At 70.6% G+C, this 15,150-nt stretch carries 16 protein-coding genes and 1 riboswitch; of the genes, 10 read left to right on the forward strand and 6 right to left on the reverse strand.

Annotated features, from left to right (window positions below):
- The first annotated feature begins 78 nt into the window (after positions 1-78).
- The 3 genes from ACZ41I_RS37485 to ACZ41I_RS37495 all read left to right on the forward strand — a co-directional run bounded on the left by ACZ41I_RS37485 (position 79) and on the right by ACZ41I_RS37495 (position 1,290).
- A complete protein-coding gene (locus tag ACZ41I_RS37485) occupies positions 79-408 on the forward strand; it encodes a DUF3618 domain-containing protein (RefSeq protein WP_363216231.1) in 330 nt (109 codons plus the stop codon).
- Between the two features lie 43 nt (positions 409-451).
- Positions 452-811: a GroES family chaperonin gene (locus ACZ41I_RS37490; protein WP_031159553.1), complete on the forward strand. Its 360-nt coding sequence runs from the start codon at positions 452-454 to the stop codon at positions 809-811.
- 53 nt (positions 812-864) lie between these two features.
- Positions 865-931: riboswitch (guanidine-III (ykkC-III) riboswitch) on the forward strand.
- Between the two features lie 38 nt (positions 932-969).
- Positions 970-1,290: a DMT family transporter gene (locus tag ACZ41I_RS37495; RefSeq protein WP_363213934.1), complete on the forward strand. Its 321-nt coding sequence runs from the start codon at positions 970-972 to the stop codon at positions 1,288-1,290.
- A gap of 14 nt (positions 1,291-1,304) precedes the next feature.
- Here the strand turns inward: ACZ41I_RS37495 and ACZ41I_RS37500 are convergent, their stop codons facing one another.
- Entirely contained in the window at positions 1,305-4,199 is a 2,895-nt protein-coding gene (locus ACZ41I_RS37500; protein WP_468516263.1) for a transglycosylase domain-containing protein, read from the reverse strand.
- A 1,109-nt stretch (positions 4,200-5,308) separates the two neighbouring features.
- Between ACZ41I_RS37500 and ACZ41I_RS37505 the strand changes: the two genes are divergently transcribed.
- The 4 genes from ACZ41I_RS37505 to ACZ41I_RS37520 are packed head-to-tail and all read left to right on the forward strand — an operon-like array spanning position 5,309 to position 8,601.
- Positions 5,309-6,109 carry an ABC transporter permease gene (locus ACZ41I_RS37505; protein WP_399768608.1) on the forward strand — a complete coding sequence of 267 codons (801 nt, stop codon included), beginning with the start codon at positions 5,309-5,311 and terminating at the stop codon, positions 6,107-6,109.
- 43 nt (positions 6,110-6,152) lie between these two features.
- On the forward strand, positions 6,153-6,929 hold the full coding sequence (locus ACZ41I_RS37510) for an ABC transporter permease (RefSeq protein ID WP_399769085.1): 777 nt from the start codon (positions 6,153-6,155) through the stop codon (positions 6,927-6,929).
- A 1-nt stretch (position 6,930) separates the two neighbouring features.
- Positions 6,931-7,893: an ABC transporter ATP-binding protein gene (locus ACZ41I_RS37515; RefSeq protein ID WP_363213931.1), complete on the forward strand. Its 963-nt coding sequence runs from the start codon at positions 6,931-6,933 to the stop codon at positions 7,891-7,893.
- Positions 7,894-7,902: 9 nt separating this feature from the next.
- Complete coding sequence (locus ACZ41I_RS37520; protein ID WP_468516264.1) at positions 7,903-8,601, forward strand: DUF1707 SHOCT-like domain-containing protein; 699 nt, start codon at positions 7,903-7,905, stop codon at positions 8,599-8,601.
- Positions 8,602-8,616: 15 nt separating this feature from the next.
- Here the strand turns inward: ACZ41I_RS37520 and ACZ41I_RS37525 are convergent, their stop codons facing one another.
- The 3 genes from ACZ41I_RS37525 to ACZ41I_RS37535 all read right to left on the reverse strand — a co-directional run bounded on the left by ACZ41I_RS37525 (position 8,617) and on the right by ACZ41I_RS37535 (position 10,178).
- The gene (locus tag ACZ41I_RS37525; protein WP_363213929.1) at positions 8,617-9,009 is read right to left on the reverse strand and encodes a hypothetical protein; all 393 of its coding nucleotides are present in this window, start codon (positions 9,007-9,009) and stop codon (positions 8,617-8,619) included.
- A gap of 120 nt (positions 9,010-9,129) precedes the next feature.
- Entirely contained in the window at positions 9,130-9,867 is a 738-nt protein-coding gene (rph, locus tag ACZ41I_RS37530) for a ribonuclease PH (protein ID WP_363213928.1), read from the reverse strand.
- Positions 9,868-9,944: 77 nt separating this feature from the next.
- The gene (locus ACZ41I_RS37535; RefSeq protein ID WP_363213927.1) at positions 9,945-10,178 is read right to left on the reverse strand and encodes a PTS sugar transporter subunit IIB; all 234 of its coding nucleotides are present in this window, start codon (positions 10,176-10,178) and stop codon (positions 9,945-9,947) included.
- A 184-nt stretch (positions 10,179-10,362) separates the two neighbouring features.
- On the opposite strand from ACZ41I_RS37535, the gene ACZ41I_RS37540 reads away from it, so the two are divergent.
- Entirely contained in the window at positions 10,363-11,682 is a 1,320-nt protein-coding gene (locus ACZ41I_RS37540) for a PTS transporter subunit EIIC (protein WP_468516265.1), read from the forward strand.
- Positions 11,683-11,814: 132 nt separating this feature from the next.
- A complete protein-coding gene (locus ACZ41I_RS37545) occupies positions 11,815-13,065 on the forward strand; it encodes a PTS transporter subunit EIIC (RefSeq protein ID WP_399768599.1) in 1,251 nt (416 codons plus the stop codon).
- Between the two features lie 69 nt (positions 13,066-13,134).
- Here the strand turns inward: ACZ41I_RS37545 and ACZ41I_RS37550 are convergent, their stop codons facing one another.
- Positions 13,135-13,887, reverse strand: a complete 753-nt coding sequence (locus ACZ41I_RS37550; RefSeq protein ID WP_363213924.1) for an MBL fold metallo-hydrolase — start codon at positions 13,885-13,887, stop codon at positions 13,135-13,137.
- Positions 13,888-14,114: 227 nt separating this feature from the next.
- On the opposite strand from ACZ41I_RS37550, the gene ACZ41I_RS37555 reads away from it, so the two are divergent.
- The gene (locus ACZ41I_RS37555) at positions 14,115-14,573 is read left to right on the forward strand and encodes a type II toxin-antitoxin system PemK/MazF family toxin (RefSeq protein WP_363213923.1); all 459 of its coding nucleotides are present in this window, start codon (positions 14,115-14,117) and stop codon (positions 14,571-14,573) included.
- A gap of 32 nt (positions 14,574-14,605) precedes the next feature.
- On the opposite strand, the gene ACZ41I_RS37560 is transcribed toward ACZ41I_RS37555, so the two are convergent.
- The gene (locus ACZ41I_RS37560) at positions 14,606-15,055 is read right to left on the reverse strand and encodes a hypothetical protein (RefSeq protein ID WP_468516266.1); all 450 of its coding nucleotides are present in this window, start codon (positions 15,053-15,055) and stop codon (positions 14,606-14,608) included.
- Between the last annotated feature and the right edge of the window lie 95 nt (positions 15,056-15,150).

The raw sequence follows: 15,150 nt of genomic DNA on the forward strand, positions 1-15,150 counted from the left end.
GGGGGGCCTTGCGGTGCGCCGGGAGCAGAAGCTGACAGACTGTTCGGGACAGCATCAGGAGACTTCGGAGGCCGTACGGTGGCGGACACGTCGGACACCAGAACCCCGGCGCAGATCGAGGCGGACATCAAGCGCCGCCGTGAAGTGCTGGCCGAGACACTGGACGAGATCGGGGTGCGGGTGCATCCGAAGACGATCGCGGCAGACGCCAGGGCCAAGGTGGTCGCGCATGTCGATCACACGGTCGGTCGGGCGTACGTCCAGGTCAACCGCGTGGTGAGTGAGGTCCGGATGCAGTTCGTCGATGAAAAGGGCGGGCTGCGGCTGGAGCGGGTCGTGCCGGTCGCGCTGCTCGCCGTCGGCGTCGTCGGGCTGCTCACCGTGGGCTCGCGGCGGCGCAAGGGCTGACCCGGGCGCGTACGGGCAGGGCGAGGACAGGTAGGTTCGAGGCGTGAGCGCCAACAGAAACCAGCACAGCACCCCCCATCACGACAAGCTCCCGATCCGGATGCTGCACGACCGGGTTCTGGTCAAGCAGGAGACCGGTGAGGGCGAGCGGCGGTCGGGGGGCGGCATTCTGATCCCCGCCACTGCGGCGGTCGGACGGCGGCTGGCCTGGGCCGAGGTCGTCGCGGTCGGGCAGAACGTACGGACCGTGGAGCCGGGTGACCGGGTTCTGTTCGATCCGGAGGACCGGGCCGAGGTCGAGGTGCGGGGTGTGGCATACGTGCTCATGCGCGAGCGGGATCTGCACGCCGTGGCCGCGGACCGCTTCGAGGGGTCGGAGGACTCCACGGGTCTGTACCTGTAGGAGCAGCGCACGAAGGGGCCGGTGACCATCGTCACCGGCCCCTTCGTGCTGCTTTTGCTACGTTCGGATGTGAGCCCGACGAGACGCGCCGTACCGGGATGCAGGCAAAGACGACGCACCGCGGAAGAGAGTCCTCGTTCGTCTCGGAGGTGCCTGTCGTGGCCTGGGTTCTGTTGATCGTCGCCGGACTGCTGGAAGTCGGCTGGTCGATCGGGATGAAGTACACCGACGGCTTCACCCGGCCGGTGCCCAGTGTGTGCACGGGTGCCGGGATCGTCGCGAGCATGGTCCTGTTGTCGTACGCCGCGAAGTCCCTGCCCATCGGTACCGCGTACGGCGTGTGGGTGGGCATCGGGGCGGCCGGCGCGGCGGTGCTCGGCATGGTGGTGCTGGGTGAGCCGGTCACCGCCGCCCGGATCTTCTTCGTGTGTCTGCTGCTGGTCGCCGTGGTGGGGCTGAAGGCGACCAGCGGTCACTAGCGAGCGGTCGGGCGTCAGGTGACGGGGCCGCCTCCGGGGCCGGCGGTCGTGCCTGTCGTGGCGCCCCCGTCGGTGGCGCCGCCCGGGTCCGTACCGCCGCCGGTGGCGTCGCCGCCGGCCGTGTCGCCGCCGGTGGTGTCACCGCCCGTGGTGTCGCCGCCGGTGGTGGTGCCACCGCCGTCGGTGGTGGGGGTGCCGCCGGTGGTGGTTCCGCCGGTGGTGTCACCGCCGGTGGTCGTACCGCCGTCGGTGGTGGTGCCGGTGGTGGTGCCGCCGCCGGTCGGGCTCGTGGTGGCACCGCCGTCGTGCCGGCCGCCGCCGGTGGTCGTACCGCCGTTGTTCTGGTCGCCGGTGGTGCCCGGCGGGGTGGCGGAGCCCGTGCTGGGCGGCTGGGGCTGGTCGGCGCCCTGCTGCAGTTGCAGATCGAAGTCGCTCGCCGGGGTGCCCTGGAGAGCGGTGCGCGTGTACTGGGCCCAGATCTCGGTGGGCGGGCCGCCGCCGTTCATGCGGGGCTGGCCGAGGGCGCCGTACAGCGGCATGTGCTTGGCGGTCACCGGGTCCTGGCCCATGACGGAGACCACTGTGGCCAGGTCGGGGGTGTAGCCCGCGAACCAGGCGGCGGTGTCGTTCTCGGCGGTGCCGGTCTTGCCGGCCGCCGGGCGGCCCGCGTTCTGCGCGGCGAGGGCGGTGCCGTGGTCGACGACGCTCTGCAGGATCGACGTGGTGGTGTCGGCGGCCTCCCGGCTGACGGCCTGCTTGACCGGCTGGTCGGGCAGCGACACGTCCTTGGTGCCGTCCTTGGTGATCTTCTCGATCAGGGTGTACGTGCCGTGCTTGCCGTGGTTGGCGATCGTCGCGTATGCCTGGGCCATGTCCAGGACGCTGGCGGTGGCGGTGCCGAGCGCCATCGACGGGGACGGGTACAGGTCCGGGGTGTCGGCCGGGATGCCGAGGTCGATCGCGGTCTGCTTGACCTTGGACGGGCCGACGTCGGCGGCCATCTGCGCGTAGACGGAGTTCACGGACAGGTCCGTCGCCTTGGTGACGGTGATCGGGCCGTACGACTTCTGGTCCTCGTTCTCCGGGTTGTACGGCGTGCCGCTCCAGCCCTCGACGAGCCGCTTGTTGGTGCCGTCGTACATGGTGTTCGGGGTGATGGTGCGGCCGTCCTGGGTGGTCGAGCCGTTCTGCACCGCCGAGGTGAACACGAGGGGCTTGAAGGTCGAGCCGACCTGGAAGTCACCGCGGGTCGCGCCGTTGGTGTACTGCTTCACGTAGTCGATGCCGCCGTACATGGCGACGACCTTGCCGGTCTTCGGGTCGATGGAGGCACCGCCCGCGCGGACGTACTTGTCCTTCGGGTTGTTCTTCTTGTCCAGCTTGGACATCAGCTGGTCGTCCACCGCCTTGACGAAGGCGTCCTGCTTGTTCTTCTGGATGGTGGTGGTGATGCGGTAGCCGCCGGCGGCGAGCTGGTCGGCGTCGAGGATGTTGTTCGCGGCCAGGTAGTGCTTGATCGCGTCCACGAGGTAGCCGCGCTGGCCGGACAGGCCGGTGGAGACCGTCTGCTCCTTCGGCATGGGGAACTTCATGCCGGCGCGCTTGGACTCGCTGAGCCAGCCCTTCTTGACCATGCCGTCCAGGACGTAGTTCCAGCGGGCGACGGCCGCGGCCTTGTTCTCGGGGTGGGCGACGACGTCGTACTCGCTGGGCGCGTTGACGAGCGCGGCGAGGTAGGCGGCGCGGGCCGGGTCGAGGTCCCTGGCGTCGGCGCCGAAGTAGGCCTGGGCGGCGGCCTGGATGCCGTAGGCACCACGGCCGAAGTAGCTGGTGTTGAGGTAGCCCTCCAGGATCTGGTCCTTGGACTTGGTGCGGTCCAGCTTGATCGAGATGAAGAACTCCCTGGCCTTGCGGGTGAGCGTCTGCTCCTGGGCCAGGTAGTAGTTCTTCACGTACTGCTGGGTGATCGTGGAGCCGGACTGCTTGCCCTTGCCGGTGGCGGTGTTCCAGGCGGCGCGGAGCATGGCCTTGGGGTCGACCGCGGACTCGGTGTAGAAGTCGCGGTCCTCGGCGGCCAGTACGGCGTGCTGGGCGTCCTTGGAGACCTCGGCGAGGCTGACGTTCTCGCGGTTGACCTGGCTGTCGCGTGTGTCGCGGGCGATCTGGGAGCCGTCGGCGTAGAAGTAGACGTTGGCCTGCTTGGTGGCGAGGGCGTTGGCGGGCGGGATCTTGACGAGGGAGTAGCCGAGGAAGAAGAGCCCGACGAGCAGAAGGATGCCGATGACGACGGTGCTGAGCACCATGCGCCAGGTGGGAATGATCCGCCGCCACCCGGTCCGCTTGGGCCGCTTGGGCTTCTTCCCCTTGCCCTTGCCGTCGCCGGGGGTGGGCTGGGCGTCACCGGATGCCGGTGTCGCGGCGAGGACGGTGGTGTCGTGGTCGGTGGTGCCGGTGGAGTTGTTGCCGGTGGTGCCAGTGGCATGGGTGGCCGTACGGGTGCCGGTGCGGCGGCCCCGGGCGGCTGCTCCGGCTGCGCCGAGCGCGCCTGCGGCACCGGCGGCACCTGCGGGGCCGGCCTGGGAGGCCTGGTCGGCGGCGCCCGCGGCACCGGTGGCTGCGGCTCCGGCGGCACCGGCCGCCTGGGCAGCACGGTTCGTACGAGGGTTGCGGCCGGCGGCGCCGGGGCCGGTGGCCCGGGTCGTGGGTCCGGCAGGGTTCGGCTCGTCGGCCCGGGAGGCGGCCGACGACCTGGTGGGGTCGCCGGGCTCGGCCGGTCGGGGCGGGCCGACGCGCCGGAGGACCTGGGTGGTCTCGGGCGCGCGCGTCTCACCGGCCCCCTGAGCCGCGCCGGTCTCCTTGCCGGAGGGGCCTTCCTGGGAGCCCCGGGGCGCCGTGACCCTGCGGAGCACCTGGGTGCTCTCGGCCGACGGGGTCGGCTCGGAAGCGACCCCGGCCCCCGAGGCCTGCGACTTCGCGGAATCACCACGCCGCCGGGCGGACGCGTCGGACGCCCGGGAGCCCTGTGCCCCCGCGGACCCCCCGGACCCCGCCCCCGAGCCCCCGCGAGCAGCCGGACCCGAACCCGAGCCGGAACCCGGAGGGGCCGCCGACGCACCGCCGGCAGCACCACCGGACGCGGAAGCACCGCGAGCCGTCGAACCACCCTCGGAGCCCGAGCCCCCGCGAGCAGCCGGACGCCTGTCCGAAGCCGAACCCTCGTGAGCGGCCGGTTCCGTGCCGGAAGCCGGGCCCGAGCCGTCGCGAGCCGTCGGCACACCACCAGCAGCCCCGCCGGAGGTCGTGTCGGCGCCCTGCGCGGGCGTCGCCCGGTCCGGGCGGCTGCCTCGGGCCGCCTGGCGGGCCCGGGCCATGGAGGCGGTCCGCTCCTGGGCCGAGCGGTCCGCCGGAGCCGACGGGGCCGCCGGCGGCGCCTGTGCCGGGGCGTCCTGAGCCGGGCCGTCGTGGGTCGGCGTCGTACCGTCACCCGTTCGGCCGAGTCCGGGCCGGCGGGCCCGGCCGCGCTGCTCGGCGGGCTCGGCCCCCTCTGCACGCTCAGCCGGCGTGGCCCCCGCCCGTGTCCCCCTGCCTGCGGCGCCCTCAGCCGGCGTCGGTCCGGCCTGTGCCCGCTCGCCGGTGGCGCCCTCGGCGTGTGCCGGGGCGGTGGTCCGGTGAGGTGGTGTCGGCTTGCCGGTCCCGCCGACCTTGCCGGGGGCCGGCGCGTCGCGGCCCCCGGGGTCACCGGGCCCTTCAGCCGGCAGCGGCTTTTTCGGCTGCACGCCTTCGTTCGGCTGCTGCGGCTGCGGCTCGTCGCTCATGTCGTGCACGGACTCCTGTTTCGCGTCGTACGTTCCCGTACGCCTCGTACGCTTCTGCGCCCCCGGTTGGAAGACTCTCGCACCTGGCGTTCCGTTCCCGGATCCCGGCACGCTTCGGGCACGAATATTGCGTGGCCGGCAGCCGGACCCCTGGACTAGGCTCCTGCGCTTCGGTGTCGAGCGGTCCCAGGAGGTGGACTGGCGTGGGCGCGGGACGGTTGTACGTGGCCGTCGCGGCGGGGGGATTCAGACGGTACGCGACGTATCGGGCCGCCACTGCGGCAGGGGTGTTCACCAATACCGTCTTCGGACTGATCCTTGTCTATACCTATCGCGCGCTGTGGGACGAGCGGCCGCACCTGGGCGGCTGGGATCAGACGCAGGTCGTGACCTATGTGTGGCTGGGTCAGGCGTTTCTCGCGGCGCTCGCGCTCGGGGGCGGCGGCGTCGAGAACGAGTTGATGGAACGCATCCGTACGGGGGACGTGGCGATCGACCTGTACCGGCCCGCCGACCTGCAGCTGTGGTGGCTGGCGACGGATCTGGGCCGGGCGTTCTTCCAGCTGCTGGGCAGGGGGCTGGTCCCCTTCGCCTTCGGGGCCCTGTGCTTCCCGGTGTACCTGCCGACGGACGTGGGCACCTGGGCCGCCTTCCTGGTCGCCGTGCTGCTGGCGATGCTCGTGGGCTTCGGGATCCGGTATCTGGTGGCGCTCAGCGCGTTCTGGCTGCTGGACGGCCAGGGTGTGACGCAGATGTCCTGGCTCGCCGGATTCTTCTGCTCGGGCATGCTGCTGCCGCTGAACGTCTTCCCGGGGGCGCTCGGCGAGGTCGTACGGGTGCTGCCGTGGTCCTCGCTGCTCCAGGCTCCGGCGCAGATCCTGCTGGGGCACGGGGACCCGCTGGGCACGTATGTGTTCCAGGGGGCGTGGGCGGTGGTGCTGCTGGGTGCCGGGCGGCTGGTGCAGTCGGCGGCGACGCGGCGGGTGGTGGTGCAGGGTGGGTGAGACGGGTACCGGCCGGGTGCGGGAGGGGCTGCGGGCCTATCTGATGATCGCCGGGATGTGGATCAGGTCCACCATGGCCTACCGCGCCTCGTTCGCGATGACCACGTTCGGCAACTTCTCGGCGACCTTCTTCGACTTCGTCGCGATCCTGCTGATGTTCTCGCGGGTGGACGCCCTGGGCGGCTGGTCGCTGCCCGAGGTGGCGTTCCTCTACGGCCTGTCGGGTACGGCCTTCGGGCTGGCCGATCTGGTGATCGGGTCGATGGAGCGGCTGGGGCGGCGGGTGCGCGACGGCACGCTGGACACGCTGCTGGTGCGCCCGGCGCCGGTGCTGGCGCAGGTGGCGGCCGACCAGTTCGCGCTGCGGCGGCTGGGCCGGGTGACGCAGGGGCTGCTGGTGCTGGGCTGGTCGGTCGTCCGGCTGGAGGTCGACTGGACGCCGCTGAAGCTGCTGCTGATGCCGGTGATGGTGGTGAGCGGCTGCGGGATCTTCTGCGCCGTGTTCGTGGCGGGGGCGGCATTCCAGTTCCTGGCGCAGGACGCCTCCGAGGTGCAGAACGCCTTCACCTACGGTGGTACGACGCTGTTGCAGTATCCGCCGACGGTGTTCGCGAAGGAGCTGGTGCGCGGGGTGACGTTCGTACTGCCGCTGGCCTTCGTCAACTGGCTGCCCGCGACCTATGTACTGGGGCGGCCGTATCCGCTGGGGCTGCCGCAGTGGACGGCGTTCGCACCGCCGCTGGTGGCGGCGGGGTGCTGTGTGCTGGCGGGGCTGGCCTGGCGGGCGGGACTTCGTTCGTACCGGAGCACAGGGAGCTAGCGTGAGCGATTTCATCGCCCTTGAGAAGGTCGAGAAGGTCTTCGAGGTGCGCAAGAAGACCGGGTTCCTGAAGCGGGAGCGGCGCGAGGTGCGGGCGGTGGACTCGATCTCGTTCACCGTGGCGCGCGGGGAGATGGTCGGGTACATCGGGCCGAACGGCGCCGGGAAGTCGACGACGATCAAGATGCTGACGGGCATCCTGACGCCGAGTGCGGGGCGGCTGCGGGTGGCCGGGATCGACCCGTCCCGGGAGCGGCGGCGCCTCGCACACCGGATCGGGGTGGTGTTCGGGCAGCGTACGACCCTGTGGTGGGACCTGCCGCTGATCGACTCCTACCGGCTGGCGCACCGCATGTACCGGATCCCGGACGCCCGTTACCGGGAGAACCTGGACCGACTGGTGGAACTCCTGGAGCTGGGCCCTCTGCTGGACGTGCCCGTCCGGCAGCTCTCGCTCGGGCAGCGGATGCGCGGGGACATCGCGGCGGCGCTGCTGCACGATCCCGAGGTGCTGTACCTGGACGAGCCGACGATCGGCCTGGACGTGGTGTCGAAGGCCAAGGTCCGCGGCTTCCTGCGGGAGTTGAACGCCGAGCGGGGCACGACCGTGCTGCTGACCACGCACGACCTCCAGGACATCGAGCAGTTGTGCTCACGGGTGATGGTGATCGACCACGGGCGGCTGATGTACGACGGTCCGCTCGCGGGGCTGCACGAGGCCGGGGAGAGCGAGCGGACGCTCGTGGTGGACCTGGAGCGGGAACTGCCGCCGGTCCAGGTGCCGTCGGCGCGGGTGGTGCGGGTGGAGGGGCCGCGGCAGTGGCTGGCGTTCCCGGCGGGGTCGTCGGCGGCACCGCTCGTCGCGCATCTGGCGGCGGAGTATCCGCTGGTGGACCTGTCGGTGCGGGAGCCGGACATCGAGGCGGTCATCGCGAAGATGTACGTGGAGAAGGCGGTCTCGTAGGCTTCGGTCATGACCGACGACCCAAGTCCGGACCTCCGGGCGTCCGACCGCGACCGTGACCGGGTCGCCGAGGTCCTGCGGGACGCCCTGGCCGAGGGCCGGCTCGACATGGCGGAGTTCGAGGAGCGGCTGGAGGCGGCGTACACGGCGCGCACGTACGGCGAGCTGGCGCCGATCACCCGTGACCTGCCGGCGACCGGCACGGCGGCTGCGCCCGGCCCCGTCTCCTTCACCAAGGAACCCGCGCGGGGCGGGAGTTGGGCGGGCCGGATCGTCGGGGGCGAGGGGTCCTCGACGGGCGCGGTCGCCATCATGTCGGGCTTCCAGCGCAAGGGCCGCTGGACGGTGCCGAAGCGGTTCAACTGCTTCGCGTTCTGGGGCGGCGGCGAGATCGACCTGCGGGAGGCGGACTTCGCGGACCGCGAGGTCGAGATCAACTGCGTGGCGGTCATGGGCGGCGTCCAGGTCATCGTGCCGCCGGGGGTCGAGGTCGTCGTCCGTGGCATCGGCATCATGGGCGGCTTCGACCATCCCAGGGACGACGGGCCGCCCGAACCGGGCGCTCCGCGGGTGATCATCGGGGGACTTGCGTTCTGGGGCGGGGTGGACGTGACCCGCAAGATCACCCGTGCGGAGCAGCAGCGGCTCAAGGAGCAGCGCCGTCAGGAGCGGCTGGAGCGAAGGAAGTCCAGGAAAGAGCTGGACTGAGGCGCGTCCGGTCCCCTACTTCGTGCAGACCTTGGTCAGTTCGCCGGCGGCGTCCGTCACCGGGCTGACGTCCGGGGTCCGGTCGCCGTTCTTGATGGCCGTACGGACGTTCCCCACGGCCTTCCTGAGGTCGTCGACCGCCTTGTTGACGTCGGCGTTGTCGGTCTTGTCGCCGATCTTGTCGAGGTTCTTCTCTATGGAGTCCAGGGAGCTGTCCGCCTGGGTGGGATCGTTCGCGGCGTTCTCCACGGCCTGCTGGAGGTCGGTGACGCTGTCGGCGATGGAATCGGCGGTCTGCACGCAGTCCAGGGCCTTGTTCACGGCGTCGCAGCCGGTGGTGAGGCCGGTGGTGAGCGCGGCGAGCGCCACGGTGGCGACGGCGGTGAGACGGCGTCGGCTGACGGCCATGGTGGTGGTTCCCTCCCTGGTAAGGCTGTGCCGTACCCCTAGGACGCCGAGGAGGGCGCGCTGGTTGCCCGCGCGCCCCCATTGCGTTGGTCCGCCCTTTACTTCTTCTTCTCTCCGCCTCTACTTCGCGAGCGTGGCGTCGAGGGCCGCGCGCTGGTGGGCGGCGAGTTCGGCGCAGCCGGTGACGGCGAGGTCGAGCAGGGCGTTGAGTTCCTCGCGGGCGAACGGCTCGGCCTCGGCGGTGCCCTGGACCTCGACGAAGCGGCCGTCGCCGGTGCAGACGACGTTCATGTCGGTGTCGGCGCGCACGTCCTCCTCGTAGCAGAGGTCGAGCAGCGGGACGCCGCCGACGATGCCCACGGAGACCGCGCTCACGGTGCCGGTGAGCGGCTGGCGGCCGGCCTTGATCAGCTTCTTGCCCTGGGCCCAGGCGACGGCGTCGGCCAACGCGACATACGCGCCGGTGATCGCCGCCGTACGCGTGCCGCCGTCGGCCTGGAGGACGTCGCAGTCGAGGACGATGGTGTTCTCGCCGAGCGCCTTGTAGTCGATGACGGCGCGCAGGGAGCGGCCGATGAGCCGGGAGATCTCGTGGGTACGGCCGCCGATCCTGCCCTTGACGGACTCGCGGTCGCCGCGGCTGTTGGTGGCGCGGGGCAGCATGGCGTACTCCGCGGTGACCCAGCCCTCGCCGCTGCCCTTGCGCCAGCGCGGGACGCCCTCGGTCACGGAGGCGGTGCAGAACACCTTGGTGTCGCCGAAGGAGACGAGGACGGAGCCCTCGGCGTGCTTGCTCCAGCCGCGTTCGATGGTGACCGGGCGGAGCTGTTCGGGGGTACGGCCGTCGATGCGAGACATGCCGATGAGCCTAGCCGTACCTGCGAAAGGGACTCCTCCCGCGTCGGGAAGAGCCCCTTTCAGGTGAACCCGTCGGCTCACATCATGTCTTCGATCTCCGCGGCGATCGGGTCGGCGTCGGTGCCGATGACGACCTGGATGGCGGTGCCCATCTTGACGACGCCATGGGCTCCGGCGGCCTTCAGGGCGGTCTCGTCGACCAGCGAGGGGTCGGTCACCTCGGTGCGCAGCCGGGTGATGCAGCCTTCGATCTCCTCGATGTTGTCGATGCCGCCGAGGCCGGCGACGATCTTCTCAGCCTTGCTGGCCATGTTCCCTCTCCCTGATCCGAACCGCTTTGTCGCAGTAACCCACAGTTGGCCCATCTTCGCGAGCGGTCATGCCGTACGTGCCGAATGATGGCGATCACGACAGCGGAACCGTCCGCGAACTGGTCTACACCACACGGGGGACGGTCGCCAAACCGTGCCCGAGTCGAGTGACCGGGAGGACGCCATGAGCGCGCAGAGCGCCAGCAACCCGCAGGACACGGTCGGTCCCGTTCGCGAACGCTGGAACCGGCTGTTCCAGGGCCTGCAGAAGATGGGCCGCAGCCTGCAGCTGCCGATCGCGGTCCTGCCGGCCGCGGGCATCCTCAACCGGCTGGGCCAGCCGGACGTGTTCGGGGACCAGGGCCTGGGCTGGACGGACGTGTCCAAGGTGATGAAGGGCGCGGGCGGCGCGCTGCTCGACGGCTCCCTGGGTCTGCCCCTGCTGTTCTGCGTCGGCGTCGCGATCGGCATGGCGAGGAAGGCGGACGGTTCCACCGCGCTCGCCGCGGTCGTGGGCTTCCTCGTCTACTACAGCGTCCTGCACCAGTTCCCCGAGAAGTGTCCGGGCGGCTCGAAGGCACTGCCGGACATCGGCTGCCAGGTCGGCGTCGGGGCGGGCGTCGGCTCGGTGACGCCGTTCACCTTCCAGAACCCCGGTGTCTTCGGCGGCATCGTCATGGGTCTGCTGGCGGCCTTCTTCTGGGCCCGCTTCCACCGCACCAGGCTGGTGGACTGGCTGGGCTTCTTCAACGGCCGCCGGCTGGTGCCGATCATCATGGCGTTCGTCGCCATCGTCTTCGCGGCGCTGTGCCTGTGGATCTGGCCGCCGATCGGCGCCGGCCTGGAGAGCTTCGGCCACTGGCTGCGGGACGCGGGCGCCTGGGGCGCCGGCATCTTCGGCGTCGCCAACCGCGCCCTGCTCGTGATCGGCCTGCACCAGTTCCTGAACGTGCCCATCTGGTTCCAGTTCGGCACGTACACGCCGCCGGGCGGCAAGCCGGTGCACGGCGACATCAACATGTTCCTCGCGGGCGATCCGCACGCAGGCCAGTTCACCTCGGGTTTCTTCCCGATCATGATGTTCGCGCTGCCGGCGGCGGCGCTGGCCATCACCCACTGCGCCAAGCCGCACCGCCGCAAGGAGGTCGGCGGCCTGATGCTGTCGGTGGCGCTGACGTCGCTGGTGACCGGCATCACCGAGCCGATCGAGTACTCCTTCCTGTTCATCGCGCCGTTCCTCTACGCCGTGCACGCCGTGCTCACCGGTGTCTCGATGGCGGTGACGTGGGCGCTCGGCGTGCACGACGGCTTCAGCTTCTCGGCCGGCCTGATCGACTACGTGATCAACTGGAACCTGGCGACGAAACCGTGGGCGATCATCCCGATCGGCCTGTGCTTCGCGGTCGTGTACTACGTCGTCTTCCGGTTCGCGATCACCGGGTTCGACCTGAAGACCCCGGGCCGTGAGCCGGAGGAAGAGGTCGAGGACATCACCAAGGCGTGACCTCTTACCACATCGGCACGCCCCGTAGCGTTGCGGTCGCGGATTTCGTGGTTCCTTATCCCGCCTTCATCGTGCTACAACAGGTCTACACCACTGAGTGGTGTAGACCACCAGCGATGGAGGAAACCAACCATGAGCACCGCCACCGCCACGGCGGCTCCCGCGAAGAAGCGGGGATCCGGCCTGTTCCAGGGTCTGCAGAAGGTCGGCCGCAGCCTGCAGCTCCCGATCGCCGTGCTGCCGGCGGCGGGCATCCTGCTCCGTCTCGGCCAGGACGACGTGTTCGGTAAGGACGGCCTCGGCTGGAACAAGGTCGCGGCCGTGTTCGCCACCGCCGGTGACGCCGTCTTCAGCAATCTGCCGCTGCTGTTCTGCGTGGGCATCGCCATCGGCTTCGCCAAGAAGGCCGACGGCTCGACGGCGCTGGCGGCGCTGGTCGGCTTCCTGGTGTACAAGAACGTGCTGACCGCGTTCCCGATCACCGAGGCCAGGATAACCAAGGGTGCGGACATCCCTGCCACGTACAACGACCCCAAGGTGCTCGGCGGCATCGTCATGGGTCTCATCGCCGCCGTCGTCTGGCAGCGCTTCCACCGCACCAAGCTGCCGGACTGGCTGGGCTTCTTCAACGGCCGCCGGCTGGTCCCCATCCTGATGGCCTTCATCGGCACCGGCATCGGTGTGCTCTTCGGTCTGATCTGGGAGCCCATCGGCAACGTCATCACCGACTTCGGCAAGTGGATGACCGGCCTCGGCGCGTTCGGCGCGGGCCTGTTCGGCCTCATCAACCGCGGTCTGCTGCCCGTCGGCATGCACCAGTTCGTGAACACGGTGGCCTGGCAGGAGATCGGCAGCTACAAGGACTCCGCCGGTGCCCTGTGGCACGGTGACCTGCCCCGCTTCTTCCACGGCGACCCGACCGCCGGTCAGTTCATGACGGGCTTCTTCCCGATCATGATGTTCGCCCTCCCGGCCGCCGCCCTGGCGATCACCCACTGCGCCCGCCCGGAGCGCCGCAAGGCCGTCGGCGGCATGATGCTGTCCCTCGCCCTGACCTCGTTCGTCACCGGTATCACCGAGCCGATCGAGTTCGCGTTCATGTTCATCGCCCCGCTGCTCTACGCGATCCACGCGGTGCTCACCGCGGTGTCGATGGCGGTGACCTGGTCGCTGGGCGTGCACCACGGCTTCAGCTTCTCGGCCGGCGCGATCGACTACGCCCTCAACTGGGGTCTGGCGACCAAGCCCTGGATGATCATCCCCATCGGCCTGGTCTTCGCGGCGATCTACTACGTGGTCTTCCGCTTCGCGATCACCAAGTTCAACCTCCCCACCCCGGGCCGCGAGCCCGAGGAGGAGGTCGAGGACCTCACCAAGGCCTGACGGGCCGCACCACGGCAGGACGAAGGCCCCGGAACCGAATGGTTCCGGGGCCCTTTCGCATGCGGAAGGCTAGATCTCGTACGTCAGCCTCGGCGCCGCCAGTTCCACCGGCCCCCCGAACACCTCGCGCGCGTCGCGCAGGTTGACCTGCGGGTCGGTCCACGGCGGGATGTGGGTGAGGACCAGGCGGCGGGCGCCCGCACGGGCCGCCGACTCGCCCGCCTCACGGCCGTTGAGGTGCAGGTCGGGGATGCTCTCCTTGCCATGCGTGAACGCCGCCTCGCACAGGAACAGGTCGGTGTCCCGGGCCAGCTCGTCCAGCGCCTCGCTGACCCCCGTGTCGCCGGAGTACGTCAGCGACCGTCCGCCGTGCTCGACGCGGATGGCGTACGCCTCCACGGGATGGCGGACCCGCTCGGTGTGCACCGTGAACGGGCCGATCTCGAACGTGGACGGCTTCACGGTGTGGAAGTCGAAGACCTCGCTCATGGAGGAGGCGGAGGGGGTGTCGGCGTAGGCCGTGGTCAGGCGGTGTTCGGTGCCCTCGGGGCCGTAGACCGGGATCGGGGCGCAGCGGCCGCCGTCGTGGCGGTAGTAGCGCGCGACGAAATAGGCGAGCATGTCGATGCAGTGATCGGCGTGCAGATGGCTCAGGAAGATCGCGTCGAGGTCGTAGAGACCGCAGTGGCGCTGCAGCTCGCCCAGGGCGCCGTTGCCCATGTCGAGAAGCAGCCGGAAGCCGTCGGCCTCGACGAGGTAGCTCGAGCAGGCCGATTCCGCGGACGGGAACGACCCCGAGCAGCCGACGACGGTGAGCTTCATGAAGCAGAAACCTCCGTTGGCGGAGAGATCAGACGGCAAGATCAAAAGGGCAGGAAACGGGGGTCGTGCGGTGCGTCGAGCGTAAGGCGCAAAAGCGCGGGTCGCTCCTCCGCCAGGGGCCGTTGTGGGCGAACTCACCTGTGCTGTCACCGGTTCGGCTGGACCCGGGGCGCAGAAGGATACGCAGAGGGCGCGCGATCCTCGGCGCGCGCCGGTAACGTCGTCGTATGGACACGTCCTGGTGGCTGGCGCTCGCGGCGGTGGTACTGCTCGCCCTGGTCGCCACGCTCATCGACGGCTGGGGAGGCAGCCGCCGGCCCGGCGGGCGCCGCCTGAGGCCGCCCGGCCGCCCGGGTACGCGCACGGCGCGGGCCGCCCGGCCGGCCCCCGGGGACATCTGGTGGGCGGACGTCCCCTACGAGGACCGGACCGAGACCAAGGACCGGCCCTGTCTGGTGCTGGCCGTACGCGGAAACCGGGCCACCGTCGCGAAGATCACCAGCAAGTACCACGACGAACGTGCCGGGGTGATCCCGCTGCCCCCGGGCGCGGTCGGGGATGCCGGGGGGCGGCCCAGCTTCCTGGAGACCGACGAACTCCGCGAGGTGCCTGTCGGCGACTTCCGGCGCCGGGTCGGTGTGGTCGACCCGGTTCTGTGGGACCAGGTACGGCACCTGGCACGTTAGAGGGTGCCGTCTGGATCATCCCGGTGCCGCGGTCACCGCACGTTCACCGTCACCGTCCACTCCTGGATGCCCTTGCAGGACACCTGGCCGGGAGCCGTCGGCTCGGCACACAGCGGGCGGGAGGACGTCAGTTTCACCGTTCCGGCGGCCACCGCCTGGTACGCGGCCGTGGCCTGGCCCGGCTGGATGACGAAGCCCGCGTTGATGCCCTTCAGCGCGGTGCCGTCGGCCATGACCGGCTTCCAGGGGCGGGACTTGGTGCCGTCCAGGGTCAGGCGGACCTCGCCGCCCTTGGCCACGCAGACGGTACGGCCGTTGTCGGCGGCCTTGAGCTGGACGAGGGGGGCGCAGGCAGCGCCGGTCGGGGACGCGGACGGCGCCCCCTTGTCGGCGCTTCCGCCGCCCGTGCCGCTCTGGGAGCCGCATCCGGCGAGGAGCAGTGCGGTCGCCGCGAGGGCGAGGGATGTCGTCGTACGGCGCATGGGTTTCGCCTTTCTGCCGTGGCCGCACGGGGTCGGCCGCCTGGTGCAGATGTGACGTGCCGGCACGACGAAAGGATCCCGCACACGGAAGGTTT

The organism is Streptomyces sp. NPDC030799 (assembly GCF_055572255.1).